The sequence below is a fragment of the Clostridium thermobutyricum DSM 4928 genome, assembly GCF_002050515.1.
GTDB classification, from domain to species: domain Bacteria; phylum Bacillota; class Clostridia; order Clostridiales; family Clostridiaceae; genus Clostridium; species Clostridium thermobutyricum.
On record NZ_LTAY01000081.1, the window covers coordinates 116,555 to 136,366 of the forward strand.

Consider the following 19,812-nt stretch of genomic DNA (forward strand, 5'->3'; position numbering starts at 1 on the left):
TACTTTTTCTGCCTAAATTTTTGAAGTTTTCATTAACAAAAAAAGCCAGGAAAATCCTGACTTTTATTTAATAATTTATATACATTGCATATTTAAAATTTGATATTTTTAAATAAAATTTTTAAACTATTTTATCATTGATTCTATATTTTCAGTTTTTCTGATTTTACCCATTCTAGGGAATATATTTTTAGTTACAAAATCATGTTCTTCTTTTGATATTGCTGTCATTGCATCTTCAACAAAAATTTGGTTATATCCTCTTTGATATGCTTCTCTTGCAGTAGTGTCTACTCCAATTCCAGTTGAAATACCACAAAGAATTATATTTTCAATTCCACGTCTTCTTAATTGTAAATCTAAATCTGTTCCATAAAATGCTCCCCATTGTCTTTTTGTAATGTAATGAGCTTTATCTATTCCTTTTAATTCAGGAATATATTCATCCCATCCTTTTGGACGAGCAAAATTATTTCCACTTAAATCTGTTTTTGGATGTGGCATATCTTTACCATCTGTAGTTGAAACTCTTACAAGAACTACAAATCCACCTTTTTCTTTTACTACATCTATTAATTTAGTAGTATTTGAAACAACTTCTTTACCTGTATAAGGTTTTAATTCTCTCCCTACAATTCCCTCTTGTAAGTCTATAACTACAAGTGCAGTTTTTTCTCCTTTAATAATATCTTTTTCATTGTTTAATATTGAATCATTCATTTTAAAATCTCCTTTTCTTTGGTTATATAAATATTATAGGCCTTTATTTATTTTTTTATAAACTCTAAAATAAACCCATAATGCATTTAGAAACAATAATCCACTCGTAACAAAGAATACATATCTTATTCCCAAGAAAGATGCTACTTGTCCACCTAAAATTGAACCACCAAATATTCCTAAGTATTGAGCTGAAATACTAAATCCAAATACTCTCCCTGTAAGTTCACTTGGTGTAATTTTTTTAACTAAAGTATTTACTGCAGGAGTTAATCCTCCAAAAGCTAATCCTAATAAAAATCTTAATCCCATAAGCTGCCAAGGATTTTTTACAAAAGCCTGTGGTATATAAATTATTCCTGCTATAATCAATGAAATTAGTATTACTTTTTCTACTCCAACTTTGTTTGATAACTTTCCAAGTCTTGGTGCCGAAATTATATTGGCTAAACCTGAAGCAGAAAACACAACACCTGCTATTACTGCAACATCTTTAATATGATTACATAATTCTTTAACATAAACTGTTATAATAGGTTCTATAGAATATAATGATAATGATAATACAAATGAAGTTAAAAGCATTGTAAGAGTTAAACTTCTATGTGGAATAGCATTCCACAATTCTTTTGTACTAAATTCCATTTTTTCGTTACGTACAAAATCTTCTTTTATAAATAATAAAGTTGTTATAAATGCAATAAATAACAATCCACCAGTTATAAAAAATACATTTCTAAAACCAAAAGTATCTCCTATAAATCCACCAAAAGTTGGTCCAAGCAATGAACCTGCAATATTTGCTGTTGAAAGAACTCCTAAAGCCCATCCAGCTTCTTCATTAGTAGTTTGAGTTGCAATTAAAGTAGTACAAGCTGTACTAAATCCTGTTATAACCCCTTGAAGTAATCTAAGTCCTATAAGTTCATATACATTACTAACAAATCCCATAGAACCGACTATTATTGCCATTCCAAGACTTGCTCTTAAAAGCATTGGTTTTCTACCAATTTTATCTGCTGCTTTACCCCATATTGGAGAAAATATAGCAGAAACTACATAAGTTATTCCAAAAGCTAGTCCAGAAAGTTGTTCAATTAATCCTGTATTATGTACTCCAAGCTTATTTATGTAAATAGGTAATATAGGTGCAATTTGACTCATTCCAATTCCTGTTACAAACATTCCAAACCAACAGAACCATAAGTTTCTTCTCCACATTTTCATAAATAAAACTCCTTTCTACTCAAAAAATTATAAACTATATTTTATAGTTTGTTTAATATTATATCTTATGCTAAAATATTTTATAAAGTTAGTAATACTCTAATTTAGATAATAATAGGAGTGATAAAATGTCACAAAAAAATACTTTAACTAAACAAAAAAGAAATTTAACTAAACAAAAAATTATTGAAGTTACTTTTGAATTAGCTGATGAAATAGGTTTAAATAAAGTAACTTTTCAAAAAATAGCAGAAAAATTAGGAATAAAATATCCTTCTTTATATAATCATTTTAAAAATATGGATAACCTTAAATTAGAAATGACAATCTCTAGCTTAAATAAGTTAAATACTATCCTAACTCAAGGCTTAATTGGAAAAAGTGGCGAAGATGCAATAAAAGAATTTTCTAAACTATATAAAAACTTTGCCTTTGAAAATAGAACAGCATATGAACTTTTTTTAAGTGTGCCAACTATAGGAAATGATGATATATACGACTTAACTAGAGAAACAGTAAATATAATTGTACAAATTCTTTCTATTTATACAGATAATAGAACATATCTTGTGCATAAGAGTAGAGCTTTAAGAAGTTCACTTCACGGATTTATTTCTTTATATTTCTTTGGATATTTTCAAGGCGAAGTAGATTTAGAAGAAAGCTTCGAATTTTTAGTAGAGGATTTTATTTATTCTTTGACTAGAATTTCTGAAAAGTAAAGGTGTAGTTTAACTACACCTTTTTTATATTTATATAGCTATTAATGTTTTATGTATAATTGGATATATGTTAACTAAATTAATATTCTCAATTTTAAATTCTTCTTTAATTCATATGGAATTTTTTACCAAAACCCTTGTAATTTGAAATTTATTCCATTATTATAAATATATAGTTATTTAACTAATTAGCTAAATAACTATTTTATAAATAGGAGGTTCTTTATGGGAAAAGTATTTAAAGCACTTAGTGATAAAACTAGAAGAGAAATTTTAAAGTTATTAAATGATAAAGATATGAATGCTGGTGAAATAGCTAAGCATTTTGATATGTCAAAGCCTTCTATATCAAAACATTTAGATATATTAAGAGAAGCAGAGCTTATAAGCTCTGAAAAAAGAGGTCAGTTTATGATTTATTCTATTAACACAACTGTAATTCAAGAAGTTTTAGGTGGATTTTTAGATTTATTTAAAAAATAAATAAAGGAGAGATTTTATGAGAAAATTTGATTTTACTAGGGGTATTTTTTTATTTACATCAATTTTAATATTTATTACAGGATTTATAGTAAATCCTATTGAAGATATAATTTTTCCTGTTATAGGTGTTTTCACTATAGTTTCATTAATAATATTGGATATTAATTCTACAAAATTTACAAATTTGTCTGAAGATAATCCAAAAATTAAAACTGTTAAATTTTTAAATAGACTTTCTATGTTCTGCATTATATGTATGTCTATTATATATTCTTTTCCATCAATTAAAGAATCATTTGAATCTCTTACAAACGGATTTTTTGGAATTGTTTTAATCACAATAATTATGACTGTTATAGGAAATGTATCTCCTAAAATACCATTTAACAGATATAGTGGATTAAGACTTCCTTGGACTATAAGAGATGAAGAAACTTGGAAATTAGCTCATAGAATACTTGGATATTTAGCATTTCCAATTGCAATATTAATGATTATTTCAGCATTATATTTTGATTATAAGAAAGTAGCATTTATTGGTATGACATCTTGGATTGCTATTCCTGGAATATATTCATTAATATTTTATAATAAGAAATTCAAAGCTTTAAAAGAAAAAAATAAAGGAACTGACTTTTGTCAGAACCTTTATTTTTTTCTTTTATATTATTTATATTTTTATATAGTAAGTTTCTATTTAAAAGGGCTTCTATTTATAACTCTTCCCCATTTGTTTCTATAACTTTTTTATACCAATAGAAACTCTTCTTTTTACTTCTTTCTAAAGTTCCATTTCCTTCATTGTCTTTATCTACATAGATAAATCCATATCTTTTTTTCATTTCTCCAGTTCCTGCACTGATTAAATCAATACATCCCCATGGAGTATATCCCATTAAGTCAACTCCATCAATTTCAACTGCTTTTTTCATTTCTTTTATATGTTGTCTTAAGTATTCTATTCTATAATCATCATTAATGCTTCCATCTTCTTCTATTTCATCAACTGCTCCTAATCCATTTTCAACGCAGAATAAAGGAATTTGATAACGGTCATAAAGATTATTTAATGAAATTCTAAATCCTTTAGCATCTATTTGCCATCCCCAATCTGAAGCTTCTAAATAAGGATTTTTAACTCCACCTAACATGTTTCCTTTAATTTCATCTTGGTCATTTTTATCTGATGATTGAACTAAAGTCATATAATAACTAAATCCTATAAAATCTACTTTTCCTTCTCTTAAAATTTCTTCATCTCCAGCTTCCATTTTAAGTTTTACATTATTTCTTTCTAAGAATTTCCTAGCTTTATTTGAATAATATCCTCTTGCGTGAACATCTGAGAAGTAGTATGTGTTATCCATAAATTCATTTGAAAGTTGTACATCATCTGGATTACAAGTTTTTGCATAAGATTGTGGATAAAGAATCATACATCCAATTTTAAAGTCTTTATTTATTTCATGTCCTAATTTAACTGCTTTTGCACTTGCTATTAATTGATGATGAGCTGCTTGATAGCAAACTTGCATTTTATTTTCGCCTTCTTTAAATTTTATTCCTGCTGGAATAAATGGATGTAATGCTATTACGTTTATTTCATTAAATGTCATCCAATACTTAACTTTATCTTTATATCTATTAAAAATAACTTTGCAATAATTTAAATAGAAATCTACTAATTTTCTATCTCTCCATGAACCATATTTTGTTACTAAGCCATATGGCATTTCATAATGTGAAATAGTAACTACAGGCTCTATTCCATATTTTAAACATTCATCAAAAAGATTATCATAGAATTTTAAGCCTTCTTCATTTGGCTCCTGTTCATCACCATTTGGAAAAATTCTTGTCCAATTTATTGATGTTCTAAAACATTTAAATCCCATTTCAGAAAATAATTTTATATCTTCTTTGTATCTATGATAAAAATCTATAGCTTCATGTGATGGATAATATTCTCCTTCTACTATTCCATCAGTATATCTTCTCGCCTTTGTATAAGAACCTGCTGTTGCAACATCTGCTGTACTAAGCCCTTTACCATCTACATTATAAGCTCCTTCACATTGGTTTGCAGCTACTGCTCCACCCCATAAAAATCCTTCTTTAAAACTCATTTTACAACACCTCTTCTTTCTAATAAATAAAACACTAAATAGTTAAATTTTATTATAAACACTCTCCATTTGTAATTATAACATTTTTATACCAATCAAAGGATTTCTTTTTACTACGTTTTAAAGTTCCATTTCCTTCATTATCTTTATCAACATAAATAAATCCGTATCTTTTTTTCATTTCTCCAGTACTTGCACTGATTAAATCAATACATCCCCAAGGAGTATATCCTAAAAGTTCTATTCCTTCTTCAACTGCAATTTTCATTTCTTTTATATGCTCTCTTAAATAATCAATTCTATAATCATCATTAATACTTCCATCTTCTTCAACCTTATCAACTGCTCCTAGTCCATTTTCAACTATCATTAATGGAATTTGATAACGGTCATATAAATCTCTCATTGTAACGCGTAAGCCTATAGCATCAATTTGCCATCCCCATTCTGAAGCTTTTAAATATGGATTTTTTAATGAATCAAATATATTTGCTTTACAATCTCCTAATATATTTGGATCAGTGCTTGTACATCTAGAAGAATAGTAAGAGAATGCATAATAATCTACTGGATATTTTTTGATTATTTCTTCATCTCCTTCTTCCATTTTTATATCAATTCCTTTTTTCTTAAAATAAGCTTTTATATAACTTGGATATTCTCCTCTTACATGTACATCTCCATAAAAATAAGCTGCTCTATTATCATCTTGTGCTTTTATAATATCTTCTGGCTTACATGAATATGGATAAACACTACCTGATGCTATCATACAACCAATTTTATTTTCTTTATCTATTTCATGCCCAATTTTAGTTGCTAAACTACTTGCAACAAATAAATTATGAGAAGCTCTATAAATTATTTCCTCTTTATTTTCTCCTTCTTCTATAATCAATCCTCCACCTAAAAATGGAATGTGTTGTATCATATTTATTTCATTGAAAGTTAGCCAGTACTTAACTTTTCCTTTATATCTATTAAAAAGAACTGTTGCATAATTTACAAAAAAGTCTATACACTTACGGTTTCTCCATCCTCCATAATTAGTAGCTAAATATAAAGGTGTATCAAAATGACATATTGTAACTATTGGTTCTATTTTATATTTTAATAATTCATCAAAAATATCATCATAGAATTTTAAGCCTTCTTCATTTGGCTCTTTTTCATCTCCCTTTGGAAAAATTCTTGGCCATGAAATTGACATACGGAAACTTTTAAATCCCATTTCAGCAAATAACTTAATATCTTCTTTATAATGATGATAAAAATCTATTGATTCGTGACTTGGATAAAAACCATAGTCTGTTTCTAAAGCTTTCTTTGGATTAAAAAAAGCCTCAAAACGTTCCTTTCCTGCTGGAATTACATCAACTAAAGACATTCCTTTTCCATCTTCTTTATATGCACCTTCACATTGGTTTGCAGCAACTGCTCCACCCCATAAAAATCCTTCTTTAAAACTCATATCTATTCCTCCCTTTTTTATAAGGGAGATTTAACTCCCTTATTTTTTTAATTTATATTTTAATATTAAATCATTCAATTTTATTAATTTACAACATTTAATAAAGCTTCTTCAAAAGCTATATCCTCTGATTTAGATTCAATTACTTCTAAATAATTTTGTGAATTTGTTACAATAACTGGTGTTATAACTTCAAAGCCTTCATTTTTTATCGCTTCAGCATCAAATTCTAATAATAATTGTCCTTTTTTAATTTTTTCTCCTTGTTTAACTTTTGCATTAAAATGCTTTCCTTCTAATTGAACTGTATCCATACCAATATGAATTAGTATTTCTGCTCCTGAATCTGAAGTAATTCCTATTGCATGTCCTGTTGGAAATAAAGTTGTTAAAACACCATCTACAGGTGAAACTACTTTTCCTTCGTAAGGTAATACTGCTACACCTTTTCCTAAAGCGCCTCCTGCAAAAGCTTCATCCTTTACTTCTGATAGAGGAACTAATCTTCCAACTAAAGGACTTCCTATAACTTCTTTAGCTAATAATTCATTTTCTATCTTTTTATCTTCTTTAACTTCTTCTACTTCCACTGTTTCTTTATATAAAATCATTGTTAATATAAAACTAACTACCATTCCTACTGCTGTTGCTATAATTGCACTTATAACTTTGCTTATATCTCCATTTGCAGGATTTATAAATTTAATGAAACCAAATACTCCAAGGCCTCCCATTATATATGTTTTTACTTGGAATAACCCAGTTAAAGCTCCTCCAATAGCTCCTCCAATACAGCTTATTATAAATGTTTTTATTCTTGGAAGAGTTATTCCATATATAGCAGGTTCAGTTACTCCAAAGAATCCTGAAATTATTGATGGTATTGCTAATGTTTTTAGCTTCTTATCTTTTGTTTTAATAAATATAGCCATAACTACTGCTGTTTGAGCAAATGATGCTACAAATGATAAAACCACAATTGGATCAAATCCTTTAGTTGTTAAATTTAAAATCGCAACTGGAATAAATCCCCAATGTAATCCAAATATAACCAATACTTGCCATAAACCTCCAAGTAATAATCCTGCAACTATTGGTGAAAACTCATAAACTGCAAGTGTTCCTTCTCCTATAAGCTGACTTGCCCAAGTAGTGATAGGTCCAATAACTATAAATGTTAATGGTACAATAACTATTAAAGTAAATAATGGAACTAAGAAAGTTTTAACTACATCTGGAATTATTTTTTTGAATAACTTCTCAACTTTTCCTCCAAAATAAGTTGCAATTATAACAGGAATAACACTTGATGTATAATTCATTAAAATAACTGGTATTCCTAAAAACGTCATACGAACTGGTGACTCTATAGGAGTTCCTTGGAATAATGTATATAAAGGCTCTCCACTCACAGCTGATACCATAGTTGGATATACTAAAGCAGCTCCAATTATCATACCTAAGAATTGATTTGTTTTAAATTTCTTAGATGCAGTGTATCCTAAAAATATTGGGAAGAAATAAAACAATGAATCTCCAATAGCTTGTAATATTTGATAAGTTCCTGATTCAGGAGTAAGCCATCCTAATGCTAAAAATAATGCATTAAATCCTTTTAACATTCCTGTTGCTGCAAGGAATCCTAAAGTTGGTGCAAAGATTCCTGAAATAACATCTATAAGATTATTAAATGGATTCATCTTTTTTTCTTCTACATTATCATTTTGAGAAAAATTAAAGTTTCCAACTTCCATAACTGCATTAAAAACATCTGGAACATGATTTCCTATAACAACTTGGTACTGTCCACCACTTTGAATTACAGTAACAACTCCATCCATTTTCTTTAATACATCTGTATTTGCCTTGCTTTCATCTTTTAGCTTAAAACGTAAACGAGTAATACAATGAGTTAAACTATTAACATTCTCTTTTCCACCTACATTTTTAATTATGTCTTTTGACAATTTTTCATATTTCATAATACACCTCTCTAAATTTATTTTTTTATATAAAAAAGCGAGACCAAAAAGATAGAATATAAATTTTATTCCATCTCCTTTGGTCTCGCCTGCTTTACCAGTAACAATCCTTTTTTATTAAATTCTTAATCAGTAATACGTTGTATGTGAAGTATTAAATATAATTGCTCTTCTTCAGTTAATTTTTCATTTAAATATTTTTCTATTTTTAGCATACATTCATATGCTTTTTTGTATTTTTCTTTAACTTGCTTTAATAAAAACTCTTCTTTCTTTTCTTCATTTTCTTTTCTATTTTTTAGCCTCTTAAAGAAAAATCTTAAATGAGTTACAAACCTTTCATAACTTAAAGACTTTTCATCTAATACAACTCCATAAGAATATTTAACAATATTCAGTATGTCTTGTATCATTTTTGTTTGGTTTGCTATATCCGAAACATTGTTAAATGAATTATTTACTTGAGCATTTATTAAATGAAGAGCAATATTACCTGCCTCTTCTTCTGATAGGTCAACTCCTAATTCATCTTTAATTGCTTGGACAGCTTTAAGTCCCACACTATATTCTTTAGGATAAAACTTTTTAATTTCCCAAATTAGTGCATTTGGTCTTGTTATTCCCTCTTTATAGAGTTTTATTGTATTACTTACATGGTCTGTAAGAGTAACATATATGTAGTCATTTAATTCAACTTTAAGTATATTTTTTGCATATTCAACAATATCATAACAAATTGAAATATGTTCTGATGGAATATGTTCTAATAATAATTTAAATCTTTCAGAAGCTTCTTTTTCTTTAAGTATAAAAGTTTTTTCTACTTCTTTTTCTTCTAGTTCCTGACCAACACCTTTTTTAAATGCTATTCCACATCCCATAGCTACAACTTCACGATTAGATGAGTCTTTCGCTAATACAGCATTATTATTAAATATCTTTTTTATTATCATTATATCCCCCCCTTATAAATTTCCTATATAGAAGATTATCCAATTATAATTCAAAATATATCTATATAAAATAAAAAACCTCAAGTAATCAAAAGAAATTTATAAAATCTCTTTTCATTATTTAAGGTCTCGCCTGATCGAATCAGTAACAATCGCATATAAATTTGTAAACGTTAACTCACTATTATAATAACTTGTCCATTTATATTTGTCAATAATTTTTTAACATTTTTTCCAAAAATATTTATACAAATAATTTTATTAAGATAAAAGAGTCTATATTATATTTATTTATAGTATAGACTCTCAAGTTTTAATAACTTTTTTAAATCTTAATACTAGCCTTAAACCTTTTGTAATGAATTATGAAATTTTTATTTAGCTTCAAATTATTTCTTTTATATAAAATACTTATAGTATTTTTTATTATTATTTTTACATTTCTAACTCTATTTTTACTTACTATATTTCAAAATAAATTTTCCCATTTCAATTGCACAATCTTCACTTTGTGGATAAATTCCTACATTATCTCCGTAAGCATGTCCAAACCCTTTATATAATATTGTTTCAGTTTGTATACCTGCTTTAGTAAGCTTACTTGCATAAGCTAAACATTCTGGCTTTAAAAAGTCATGTTCTCCAACTGTAATAAAAGTTGGTGGAAGTCCTTTAGGATTCATAATGTATGGACTTAAATATTTATTTTTAATATCTTGAGTTCCTAAGACAGCTCCTAAAGTATCTGATAATCCTCTAAATGACTCTAGCATAAGTTTTATTCCAAGTTCATATTTATCTGAAATTTCATATTCATCTATGCTCCATTTAAAAAACTCATCTTCAACATTTGCCATATTTAAAGTTGGATAAAGTAAAAGTTGTCCCTTCACCATTCCTAATCCATTTTCCACATCTTTTGTAGTACAATATTGAGCTAAGTTTCCACCAGCACTATCACCAGAAACAAAAATATTATTTTTATCTCCTCCAAGTTTTTCTGCATTTTCATAAACCCATTTTAATACAGAATAACAATCTTCATGCCCTGTTGGATATGGATTTTCTGGACATAATCTATAATCTACTGATACAGCTAATATATCTGTATTTTCAACAATTAACTTTACTAACTCTTCAACAACATTTGGTGAACCTGCAAAAAAGCCTCCTCCATGAATGTAATAAAGAATTGGAGCATTTTCTTTTAAAGTTTCAGATTTATAAATACGTATAGGAATTTCATATCCGTCATTTGCCTTTACTTTTTCATTAATGATTTCTATATTTTTTTCAACCATTGGATGGCTCTTAAGTCCATTAAATAAAGCTCTCATTTCAGTAATTGACTTCTCTTCTTCTTCAAATTTTCCATTTTCTTTATATATTTTTTCCATCATGTCAATTTGAGGCTTCATATCATTATAAAGACGAAGGTCCATACCTCCTTTTTCATCACTATCAGGTAAATTTTTAATTAAAACCTCTGCTCCATTAATGATAACCTTTTCTTGTTTTGCAATAAGCTTGTCTAATAATTCTTTTGAATACTTTCTTGCCATTTCTAAATCCCCCTTTATTTAAATTTTAACTAATAGTATTATCTAATCTTCAGGAAATTGAAGATAATAATTATACAAAGCTCCAATTAAATTAGAATCATTATAATACTTACAAGTGTCCACTACTGCATGTGGAATATCAAATGGAATCTTCTCATATATTTTCTCTAAATTTTCTTTAATCTTTTCTAATAAAATTGGCTGTTTTGAAATTCCTCCACCAATTAAAAATTTTTCAGGGTCCAAAATACATTGAAGATTATAGATTTGCATTGCTATATTAGTAGTAAACTTTTCAAATATTTCTAATACATCAGAGTCCCCTTCTTCAATCATTGAAAAAACTTTATATCCATTTAAAGATTTAATATCTATATTCTTTTTCTTAGAAACTTCATTTATAAGTGCAGAAGTACTTCCTGTAAGTGCAAATGCATTATTAAAATCTAAAGTTTTAGTATCTTGCATTAAAAAAGAAAACTCTCCAGCAAAAAAGTGATTTCCTTTATGAATTTTTCTATCCTTTATTATTCCTCCACCAATTCCAGTTCCTAAAATCATAACTACTCCATCTTTAGAGTTTTTTAGATTTCCAATCCAAACTTCAGCTAATGCAGCACTTTTCCCATCATTCTCAACAGAAACTGGTACATCTATATGCTCATGAATTTTATCTATTATATTAACATTTGCATTATAGTCTAAAGCTCCTGGTGAATAAATTTGTCCTGTTTTTGTATCAATATTTCCTGGCATACTTATAGCAATACCATTAACCTCATCTTTAAGAGAATTGTATAATTCAGTTATTTTTTTCATTAAACTTTCTATACTATCTAAAGGTGTAGGAAATTCTCCCCTTTGAAAAATTTTAGCCTCTTTATCCATAACAGCATACTTTATCAAAGTTCCACCAATATCTAAAACTAATTTCTTCATTAACATTCCTCTCCTCCCTGATTATAAAAATTAAACGCACACTTTAAAAATAAGTATGCGTTTTTCCCTTAGTTAAAGGTTATCATTTTTTATTTAATTATTGTTGTTCTTTTTTGTCTTTTTTACTGTCATTTTTTAATTCTTTTAAAGCCTTCCTATATTTATTAGGTGTCATTCCATACTTTTCTTTAAAAATATTTATAAAGGATTTTACATTTGAAAAGCCATGAATAGCTGAAATATCTTTAATATTTTCATCAGTTTTTATTATGTTTTCATAAGCTTTATTGAGTCTATAATTACTTAAATAAACTTTATATGTAACCCCAAACCATTGATGAAATTTTCTAGAGAAATATTCTTTACTCATATAAAACTTTTTAGCCATATAATCTAAAGACAAGTCCTCTTTATAATTTTCATTTATATAAGTTAAAATTTCCTTTTGCCTTTCCCTATACTTAAATCTCTCATCTTGAATAGTAACTTCTTCACTTATACAATTAGAAAATAAAATATATAAAATTTCATATAAATAAGAGTTTATCTTTAAATAATCTAATTCCTTTGGATTTAAAGAATATTCTTTTATATCTAAAAATATTTCAATTAGCCTGTCCTTTTTTAAACCTACTTTTTTAATATCTAATCTTACATTATCAAAATTAGGATAAACTTTTTTTATAAAATCATAAGATATAATCATGATTACTCCACTACTAATTTGAGTTTTATTTTTTTCAAACTCATGTACATCTCCACTATTTACAAAAACAAATTCATTTTTTTTAACAGAAATAGGCGTGCCATTTATTCTTCCATTAATTTCACCTTCAATAACAAGAGTTAACTCCATACTTCTATGCCAATGAGGTGATATATATAAATAATCATCTATACTATAGTTTTCCTTATCAACGCACCATATAAATGCAGGTATATTTTCATTTAAATTTATTTTTTCATATTCTGCTTTGTTCATAATAATCTCCATTTTTATAGACTTAAAATTATCTTTATTTTATAAAATTATACTTATTGCCCACTTAATACCATTATAAAGTAATATTAGAAATTAAAAGTTAAAATAAACATAAATATTTCTATTAATATTAGTAAGAATTATAAAAACTAATATAAACCTTGTTTATTTTATTTAGTAAACTCTTAACCTTGTATTTTGTATATTAGTTTAGATTTTTATTATTTGAAAATAAAAAAATTTTTATTTTTCTATTGACTTATAGTTAACTCCAAGTTTTATACTATCTCTCGTACAAAAACAGGAGGGACAAAAGATGACAAAAGATAAAAAAAGCTTTGATATTATTTTACTTATTATTTTATTAAGTTATTTCATGATATTATTAGATAATTCTATAATTTTCACAGGTACTATAAAAATCTCACAAAATTTACACTTAAATCAAACAGAACTTTCTTGGGTAACTAATGCTTATTCTTTAACCTTTGGTGGTTTTCTATTATTTGGTGGTCGTGCAGGTGATATATTTGGGCGTAAATTTATTTTCCAAATAGGTTTATTTATTTTTGGATTAGGTTCATTATTAGTTTCCATTTCTCAAAGTGCAACTTTTATTATTTTATCTCGTGCTTTCCAAGGTATAGGATCATCATTTCTAGCTCCTACATCTTTAGCATTATTAATGGATAACTATAAAGGCCATGCTCGTACAAAAGCTGTTTCTTATTATGGTGCAACTGCTGGAATTGGTGCAAGCATTGGTTTAGTTATTGGTGGTTTCTTTGCAAGTTTATTATCATGGCGTTATGGCTTCTTTATAAATATACCAATAAGTATAATTATGCTAATACTTTCACAAAAATATTTAGCTAAAAGCGAAACAAATACAGGATCAATTGACTATATAGGTACAATTACTTCTTTAATTGGTATGATAGCACTTGTATACAGTATAGATGGTGAAAGCTATCGTTTAATTAGTTTTATTATTGCAGTTATTTCATTAGCAATATTTATTTATCAAGAATATATTTGTAAAAATCCAATGATGCCACTTCATTTATTTAAAAATGGTGAACGTTTGGGTGCTTATGTTGCTCGTTTCTTATTTTTAGGTGCAATGTTAAGCTTTTGGTTTTTAACACCACAAATTATGCAAACTGAACTTCATTTTACACCATTAATGGCTGGTATAGGCTTTTTCCCTTTAACTATTGTAAACTTCTTTGTAGCTATGAAAGTTGCAAAATTAACTTTACGTTTTGGTAATGGACGTCTTTTAGCCATTGGACTTTCAATTACTTTAGTTGGTATGTTATTAGTAAGTTTCTTTAGCTCACACTTAGGATATTTTATTGGTATTGCTATTCCTATGGTATTACTTGGTATTGGACAAGGTTTGAGCTTAAGCCCACTTACAATAGCTGGGATTGCACATACTGAAGCTGAAGAAGCTGGTGCTGCTTCTGATATTGTAAATACTGTACATCAAATTGGAGGATCAGTTGGCCTTTCAATTATTATAGCTATAACAGGATTATTCTCACATAACACTTACAATATTGGAATGTTAATTGGCACAGGATTTTTATTTATAGCTTTAATGTTTACTATATTTTTAATTATTCCAAGTGAAAAGAAATCTGCATAAAATACAAAAAAGCATAGTAATAATACTATGCTTTTTTTAACTAAATAATATTTTTATTCAACTTTATCCTCTTTAAAATGCTGTTAAATTTTGATTATAAATAACTTTAAATAAAGATAGCTTAGTCTTAATTTTAGTCTAAGTTCTCTTTAACCTTATCTATTTTTTTAATATAAAAGGTATTGGTTTTTCATAATTATCTCCATTAGCACTATATACAGTTATTGTGCCATCTTTCTTTATTCCACAATAAATTAAATTATCATTATTAAATATATATTTAATCTTTTTAAACGCTACTATCATTATAACTATTTATTCCACTATATTAAATAATTCATAAAAATAGCTAATATTATTTTCAAACTCTTCTTCTATTTCTTTTTCTTTAAGATATACTTCTTTATCATATACACATAAAGCATGTTTTTTAGTGAATCTATCATTTAATTCAACTTTATAACATGTTATTACACACTTAACATGTTTCTTATATTTTGAAATTACCACTCTATATGTAATGTTATTATAATTTTTTTCATAATAATAAGTTTTACTATTTTTTGAATGTTTATATACGTAATCTGGATCATCTAATATTTCTCTTATATACTTTAAACTAACATCAGGATGACTAATTTTTATGTGCTTTCTATAATTGCGATTATACAAGATTACTTTCTCATGCAATTTACTCTTCAATTTAAAAATTAAAAACCTATCTTCATAATAAAAATCCATCTATATCCCTTCTTTATCTCTGGTATCTAATTTAAATTCCTAATTTAAAACTTTATATTCAAATTTTAGCATATTATAAAAATAGATACAAAATTTCCTTTTAATTTTATGTTATCTCTTCTAAACTAAAAAATTTAATATTATATAATAAAAAGGAATTAAAAACTTAAAATTTAAATTTCTAATTCCTTTAATTTAAAATCATTTTATTTTATGTTTATTATTTTTTTTAGATTACTTGAATATACTTTAGCTAGAGGATTATATGTATTTACTAAAGATTCAACTATTATTTTATCCCCATCTGTAGTATTAGGACCTAAAGTTATTTCCATTTTTTCTAACGCCTTATCATCAATATTTAAAAAATAGGAATCTATCCCCAATTCTTCTCCTTTTAATAGCTTTCTTAAATGTACATTAGGATTTTCTTCTTGCATCTCTCTTAATGATATTGGTAATATTCTAAATATATATCTCCATTCTTTTTGAAAATTCCAATTTTTTCTTTTATGCTTTCCTAATTCACCTAATTTTATATTGCATTTATCTACTTCTAGTTCTAATATATTTGGATAAAGCAAACTTTTATCATCTGTATATTCAACTTTTTCTAATATTTCTACCCAACTTGGAGATATTGTGTAATTAGGACATAATATCTCTTCATATTTAAAATAACTTTTGAAACTACCTAAACTACCAATATTATTTACAGTATATTTTTTAAACATATCTGAAGGAAGTTTTATTCTTATTCCCCTCATTTTATTAGTGTATATATGCCAAAATGGAATACTTTCTTCTTCTTCCTCAGTCCAACAGCTTACAAAACAATATTTCCCTATATTCCCCATATCATTTGATTTTACTTCCTCTAAATCATCCATATTGCTTAATGAATTAAATCTTATAGTTTTATTTTTTAATATTAATGCTAATGTATCAATATTTGTATAATGATACAGATATTCTGGCTTATTCAATCTCATTCCCCCTTTAACCCACTATATTCTATTATATTTTAATTCCCAAATATATACAATATTTATGAAAATATATTCTTAATTAATATTTTTATTCAACATTATTCTCTTTAGAATAATATTAGATTTTGATTATAAATAACTTTAAATAAAGAGAGCTTAGACTTAATTTTAGTCTAAGTTCTCTTTAACCTTATCTATTTTTTTAATATAAAAGACCTTGGTTTTCCAGAGTTATCTTCATTAGCACTATATGCAGTTATTGTGCCATCTTTCTTTATTCCACAATAAATTAAATTATAATTATCAACCAAATTACAATGACTATTTACATTCCCAACATTAAATTCATTATTTTTATTTGAATGATTAATCATATAAACTTAAAGCTTAGTAAAAATATACTTAAAGACATATTAATTTAATATGATCTAAACTTTATACCATAACTAAGTTATTCAAAAATTAAAACTTACAAAACTTTTAAACCCTCACTTAATAGATATACACAAATTTCAATTTTGGATAAAAAATTTTTACCATCTCAAAAAAAATTCTTTTTTTTATATATTTTTTTTATTTATTATGTTTTATTATTATTATTTGGTCCGTTCCTATAACCAAGATGGTACGTCTTAAAATAATACCCCAGAAATCTTTTAAAACGCCTCCCAATAAATTTTTAATTGCAGCAAAAATAAGCCATTAAGTATTTAAGTTAAAGCTTAATAAAAGCTTTTTAATACTAAACAGCTTATTTTTATAATTTTTATAAAGTATAGGATTGAGTTTAAAAGATTTTTTATTTTAAGGTTTTCTCACTTAATAAATATGCAAAAAAATTATTTTTGGATAAAATTTTAAATATAATTTATATTTTTTATTTATTACTTGCCATAAATATATTATTTATGTCTCATTCTATTTATCTATATAATAATTTATTTTTATCTATATTTATCATGTTATACTAAAATTAACCACTTTAGTATAACAATTTAAGGAGATGTCTATGAAAATGTTGACCGATATAAAAACTATAGATAAAAATTTATCTGATACTATAACTAATAAAGAGATTATTGAAGAAATTTCTATCGATTCTGAAATTATTGAAGCCAATAATACTGGTTTTATAAATAGATTTAATAATTCTAATTTATCATATGTCCCTAAACTTTTAGTTAATGATTATTCTAAAGGAAATAAAGTATTGAGTGACATTGTCTCAGAACTTAATAAATGTGAAGAATTTTATATCTCTGTTGCTTTTATTACAAGTAGCGGGATTACGCCTTTATTAGAAACTCTTAATACTTTAAAAAATAAAAATATAAAAGGCAAAATCCTAACTACTAATTATTTAAACTTTAGTGAACCTAAAGCCTTAAAAAAACTTTTAAACTTCCCTAATATTGAGCTTAAAGTATATACAAAAGAAAATTTTCATACTAAAGGATATATTTTTAAACATTCAGATCATTATAAACTTATAATTGGAAGTTCAAATCTTACGCAATCAGCTTTAACTAAAAATAAAGAATGGAATATTAAAGTTTCTTCTCTTGAAGAAGGTTACTTAACTAATAATGTTATAGAAGAATTTAAATCTCTATGGAATGATGCAGAAAATTTAACTTTAGACTGGATTAAAACTTATGAGGATATTTATAAAAATCAACGTGAATATTCTAAAGCTACAAAAGTCCCAACTTTAAAACAGTACAAGCTTTCACCTAACAAAATGCAAATTTCTGCTATACAAAATCTAAATAAACTTAGAAAAGAAGGAGCAAATAAAGCCTTACTTATTTCTGCTACAGGCACAGGAAAAACTTATCTTTCTGCTTTTGAACTTAGAAACTATAATCCTAAAAAAGCTTTATTTGTAGTTCATAGAGAACAAATAGCTAAACAAGCATTAGAAAGTTATAAAAATGTTTTCGGAAATTCAAAAACTATGGGTATTCTTTCAGGTACAAAAAAAGAAACTGACAAAGATTTAATATTCTGTACTATTCAAACTTTATCTAAAGATAATATTTTAAATAGTTTTTCTAAAAATGAATTTGATTATATAGTAATTGACGAAGTTCATAAAGCTGGAGCTATAAGCTATAGAAAAATAGTTGATTATTTTGCTCCTAAATTTTTATTAGGTATGACAGCTACTCCAGAAAGAAGTGATGATTTTGATATTTTTAAAATGTTTGATTATAAAATAGCTTATGAAATAAGATTACAACAAGCACTTGAAGAAGATTTACTTTGTCCATTTCACTATTTTGGTGTATCTGATTTTATAAATGAAAATAATGAAATAATGGATAATGTTGATATAAATGCCTTAACATCTGAAGATAGAGTTAAGCATATAATAGATAAAATAACACTTTATGGCTATTCAGGTGATAGAGTTAAAGGACTTATTTTCTGTAGTAATAAAGAAGAAGCTAAATTACTATCTGAAATGTTTAATACTAGAGGCTTTAACACTCTTGCTCTAACAGGAGAAAATTCTCAAATTGAAAGAGATAAAGCTATAGAGCGTTTAGAAAGTGATATTTTAGAAAATTCTTTAGATTATATATTTACAGTGGATATTTTTAATGAAGGTGTAGATATTCCTGCTGTAAATCAAGTTGTAATGCTTAGACCTACTCAATCTTCAATTGTATTCATTCAACAATTAGGAAGAGGTCTTAGAAAATATAAATCTAAAGAATATGTTGTGATAATAGATTTTATAGGAAATTATAAAAATAATTTCTTAATTCCTATAGCTTTATCTGGAGATAGAACTTTTAATAAAGATAATCTTAGAAAAAACGTTATGGAAAGTACTAGAACTATTCCAGGTTGTTCAACTATAAATTTTGATGAAATATCAAAAAAGAAAATATTTGAAGCTATAGATAAAGTTAAATTTAATAATATAAATTTATTAAAAGAAAATTATTTTAATCTAAAGAAAAAAATAGGTCATATTCCTAGTTTATTAGATTTTGATATTTATGAAGCTATTGATCCTTTAAGATTTTTTGATAATAAATCTCTTGGATCTTACTATAAATTTCTAAAAAAATATGAAAAAGAATATGCTATTGAGTTAGATTCTGAAAAAGAATTATTTATAGAATTTATTTCTAAAAAATTAGCTTCTGGAAAAAGAATTCATGAACTTTTAGTTCTTAAATATATATTAGAAAATTGTACAAATTTAATGGAAAAACTAGAGAATACTTTAACTATAGAATATAATAT

At 25.9% G+C, this 19,812-nt stretch carries 18 protein-coding genes; 5 read left to right on the forward strand and 13 right to left on the reverse strand.

Annotated elements, in window-relative coordinates:
• Window positions 1-126 precede the first annotated feature (126 nt).
• Both CLTHE_RS14040 and CLTHE_RS14045 read right to left on the reverse strand, forming a co-directional pair.
• Entirely contained in the window at window positions 127-720 is a 594-nt protein-coding gene (locus CLTHE_RS14040; protein ID WP_080024010.1) for an isochorismatase family protein, read from the reverse strand.
• 33 nt (window positions 721-753) lie between these two features.
• Complete coding sequence (locus CLTHE_RS14045; protein WP_080024011.1) at window positions 754-1,947, reverse strand: multidrug efflux MFS transporter; 1,194 nt, start codon at window positions 1,945-1,947, stop codon at window positions 754-756.
• A gap of 128 nt (window positions 1,948-2,075) precedes the next feature.
• Here CLTHE_RS14045 and CLTHE_RS14050 point away from each other — a divergent pair, with 128 nt between their 5' ends.
• From CLTHE_RS14050 to CLTHE_RS14060, 3 genes are all read left to right on the forward strand, one after another.
• Complete coding sequence (locus tag CLTHE_RS14050; RefSeq protein ID WP_080024012.1) at window positions 2,076-2,669, forward strand: TetR/AcrR family transcriptional regulator; 594 nt, start codon at window positions 2,076-2,078, stop codon at window positions 2,667-2,669.
• A gap of 225 nt (window positions 2,670-2,894) precedes the next feature.
• A complete protein-coding gene (locus CLTHE_RS14055) occupies window positions 2,895-3,152 on the forward strand; it encodes an autorepressor SdpR family transcription factor (protein WP_080024013.1) in 258 nt (85 codons plus the stop codon).
• A gap of 16 nt (window positions 3,153-3,168) precedes the next feature.
• A complete protein-coding gene (locus CLTHE_RS14060; protein WP_080024014.1) occupies window positions 3,169-3,894 on the forward strand; it encodes an SdpI family protein in 726 nt (241 codons plus the stop codon).
• Here CLTHE_RS14060 and CLTHE_RS14065 read toward each other — a convergent pair.
• From CLTHE_RS14065 to CLTHE_RS14095, 7 genes are all read right to left on the reverse strand, one after another.
• Window positions 3,866-5,278, reverse strand: a complete 1,413-nt coding sequence (locus CLTHE_RS14065) for a 6-phospho-beta-glucosidase (protein ID WP_080024015.1) — start codon at window positions 5,276-5,278, stop codon at window positions 3,866-3,868. The genes CLTHE_RS14060 and CLTHE_RS14065 overlap by 29 nt on opposite strands.
• 52 nt (window positions 5,279-5,330) lie before the next feature.
• On the reverse strand, window positions 5,331-6,749 hold the full coding sequence (locus CLTHE_RS14070; RefSeq protein ID WP_080024016.1) for a 6-phospho-beta-glucosidase: 1,419 nt from the start codon (window positions 6,747-6,749) through the stop codon (window positions 5,331-5,333).
• 83 nt (window positions 6,750-6,832) lie between these two features.
• Complete coding sequence (locus CLTHE_RS14075; RefSeq protein ID WP_080024017.1) at window positions 6,833-8,731, reverse strand: beta-glucoside-specific PTS transporter subunit IIABC; 1,899 nt, start codon at window positions 8,729-8,731, stop codon at window positions 6,833-6,835.
• A 125-nt stretch (window positions 8,732-8,856) separates the two neighbouring features.
• Window positions 8,857-9,684 carry a BglG family transcription antiterminator LicT gene (licT, locus tag CLTHE_RS14080; protein ID WP_080024018.1) on the reverse strand — a complete coding sequence of 276 codons (828 nt, stop codon included), beginning with the start codon at window positions 9,682-9,684 and terminating at the stop codon, window positions 8,857-8,859.
• A 455-nt stretch (window positions 9,685-10,139) separates the two neighbouring features.
• Window positions 10,140-11,246, reverse strand: coding sequence for an alpha/beta hydrolase (locus CLTHE_RS14085; RefSeq protein WP_080024019.1), 1,107 nt, complete (start codon window positions 11,244-11,246; stop codon window positions 10,140-10,142).
• Between the two features lie 42 nt (window positions 11,247-11,288).
• Window positions 11,289-12,191: an ROK family protein gene (locus CLTHE_RS14090; protein WP_242945655.1), complete on the reverse strand. Its 903-nt coding sequence runs from the start codon at window positions 12,189-12,191 to the stop codon at window positions 11,289-11,291.
• Window positions 12,192-12,282: 91 nt separating this feature from the next.
• The gene (locus CLTHE_RS14095; RefSeq protein ID WP_158082746.1) at window positions 12,283-13,167 is read right to left on the reverse strand and encodes a helix-turn-helix domain-containing protein; all 885 of its coding nucleotides are present in this window, start codon (window positions 13,165-13,167) and stop codon (window positions 12,283-12,285) included.
• A gap of 316 nt (window positions 13,168-13,483) precedes the next feature.
• On the opposite strand from CLTHE_RS14095, the gene CLTHE_RS14100 reads away from it, so the two are divergent.
• Entirely contained in the window at window positions 13,484-14,821 is a 1,338-nt protein-coding gene (locus tag CLTHE_RS14100; protein WP_080024021.1) for an MFS transporter, read from the forward strand.
• Between the two features lie 159 nt (window positions 14,822-14,980).
• Here CLTHE_RS14100 and CLTHE_RS16810 read toward each other — a convergent pair whose 3' ends face one another.
• The 4 genes from CLTHE_RS16810 to CLTHE_RS14115 all read right to left on the reverse strand — a co-directional run bounded on the left by CLTHE_RS16810 (window position 14,981) and on the right by CLTHE_RS14115 (window position 16,925).
• A complete protein-coding gene (locus CLTHE_RS16810; protein ID WP_158082747.1) occupies window positions 14,981-15,127 on the reverse strand; it encodes a hypothetical protein in 147 nt (48 codons plus the stop codon).
• Between the two features lie 9 nt (window positions 15,128-15,136).
• Window positions 15,137-15,562, reverse strand: a complete 426-nt coding sequence (locus CLTHE_RS14105) for a hypothetical protein (RefSeq protein ID WP_080024022.1) — start codon at window positions 15,560-15,562, stop codon at window positions 15,137-15,139.
• A gap of 206 nt (window positions 15,563-15,768) precedes the next feature.
• Window positions 15,769-16,548, reverse strand: coding sequence for a DUF2971 domain-containing protein (locus CLTHE_RS14110; protein WP_080024023.1), 780 nt, complete (start codon window positions 16,546-16,548; stop codon window positions 15,769-15,771).
• A gap of 197 nt (window positions 16,549-16,745) precedes the next feature.
• Window positions 16,746-16,925 (reverse strand): hypothetical protein, encoded by a 180-nt coding sequence (locus CLTHE_RS14115; RefSeq protein ID WP_080024024.1) that lies wholly within the window; start codon window positions 16,923-16,925, stop codon window positions 16,746-16,748.
• 635 nt (window positions 16,926-17,560) lie between these two features.
• Between CLTHE_RS14115 and CLTHE_RS14120 the strand changes: the two genes are divergently transcribed.
• The coding region (locus tag CLTHE_RS14120) for a DEAD/DEAH box helicase family protein (protein ID WP_143324087.1) at window positions 17,561-19,812 on the forward strand (2,252 nt) is incomplete at its 3' end.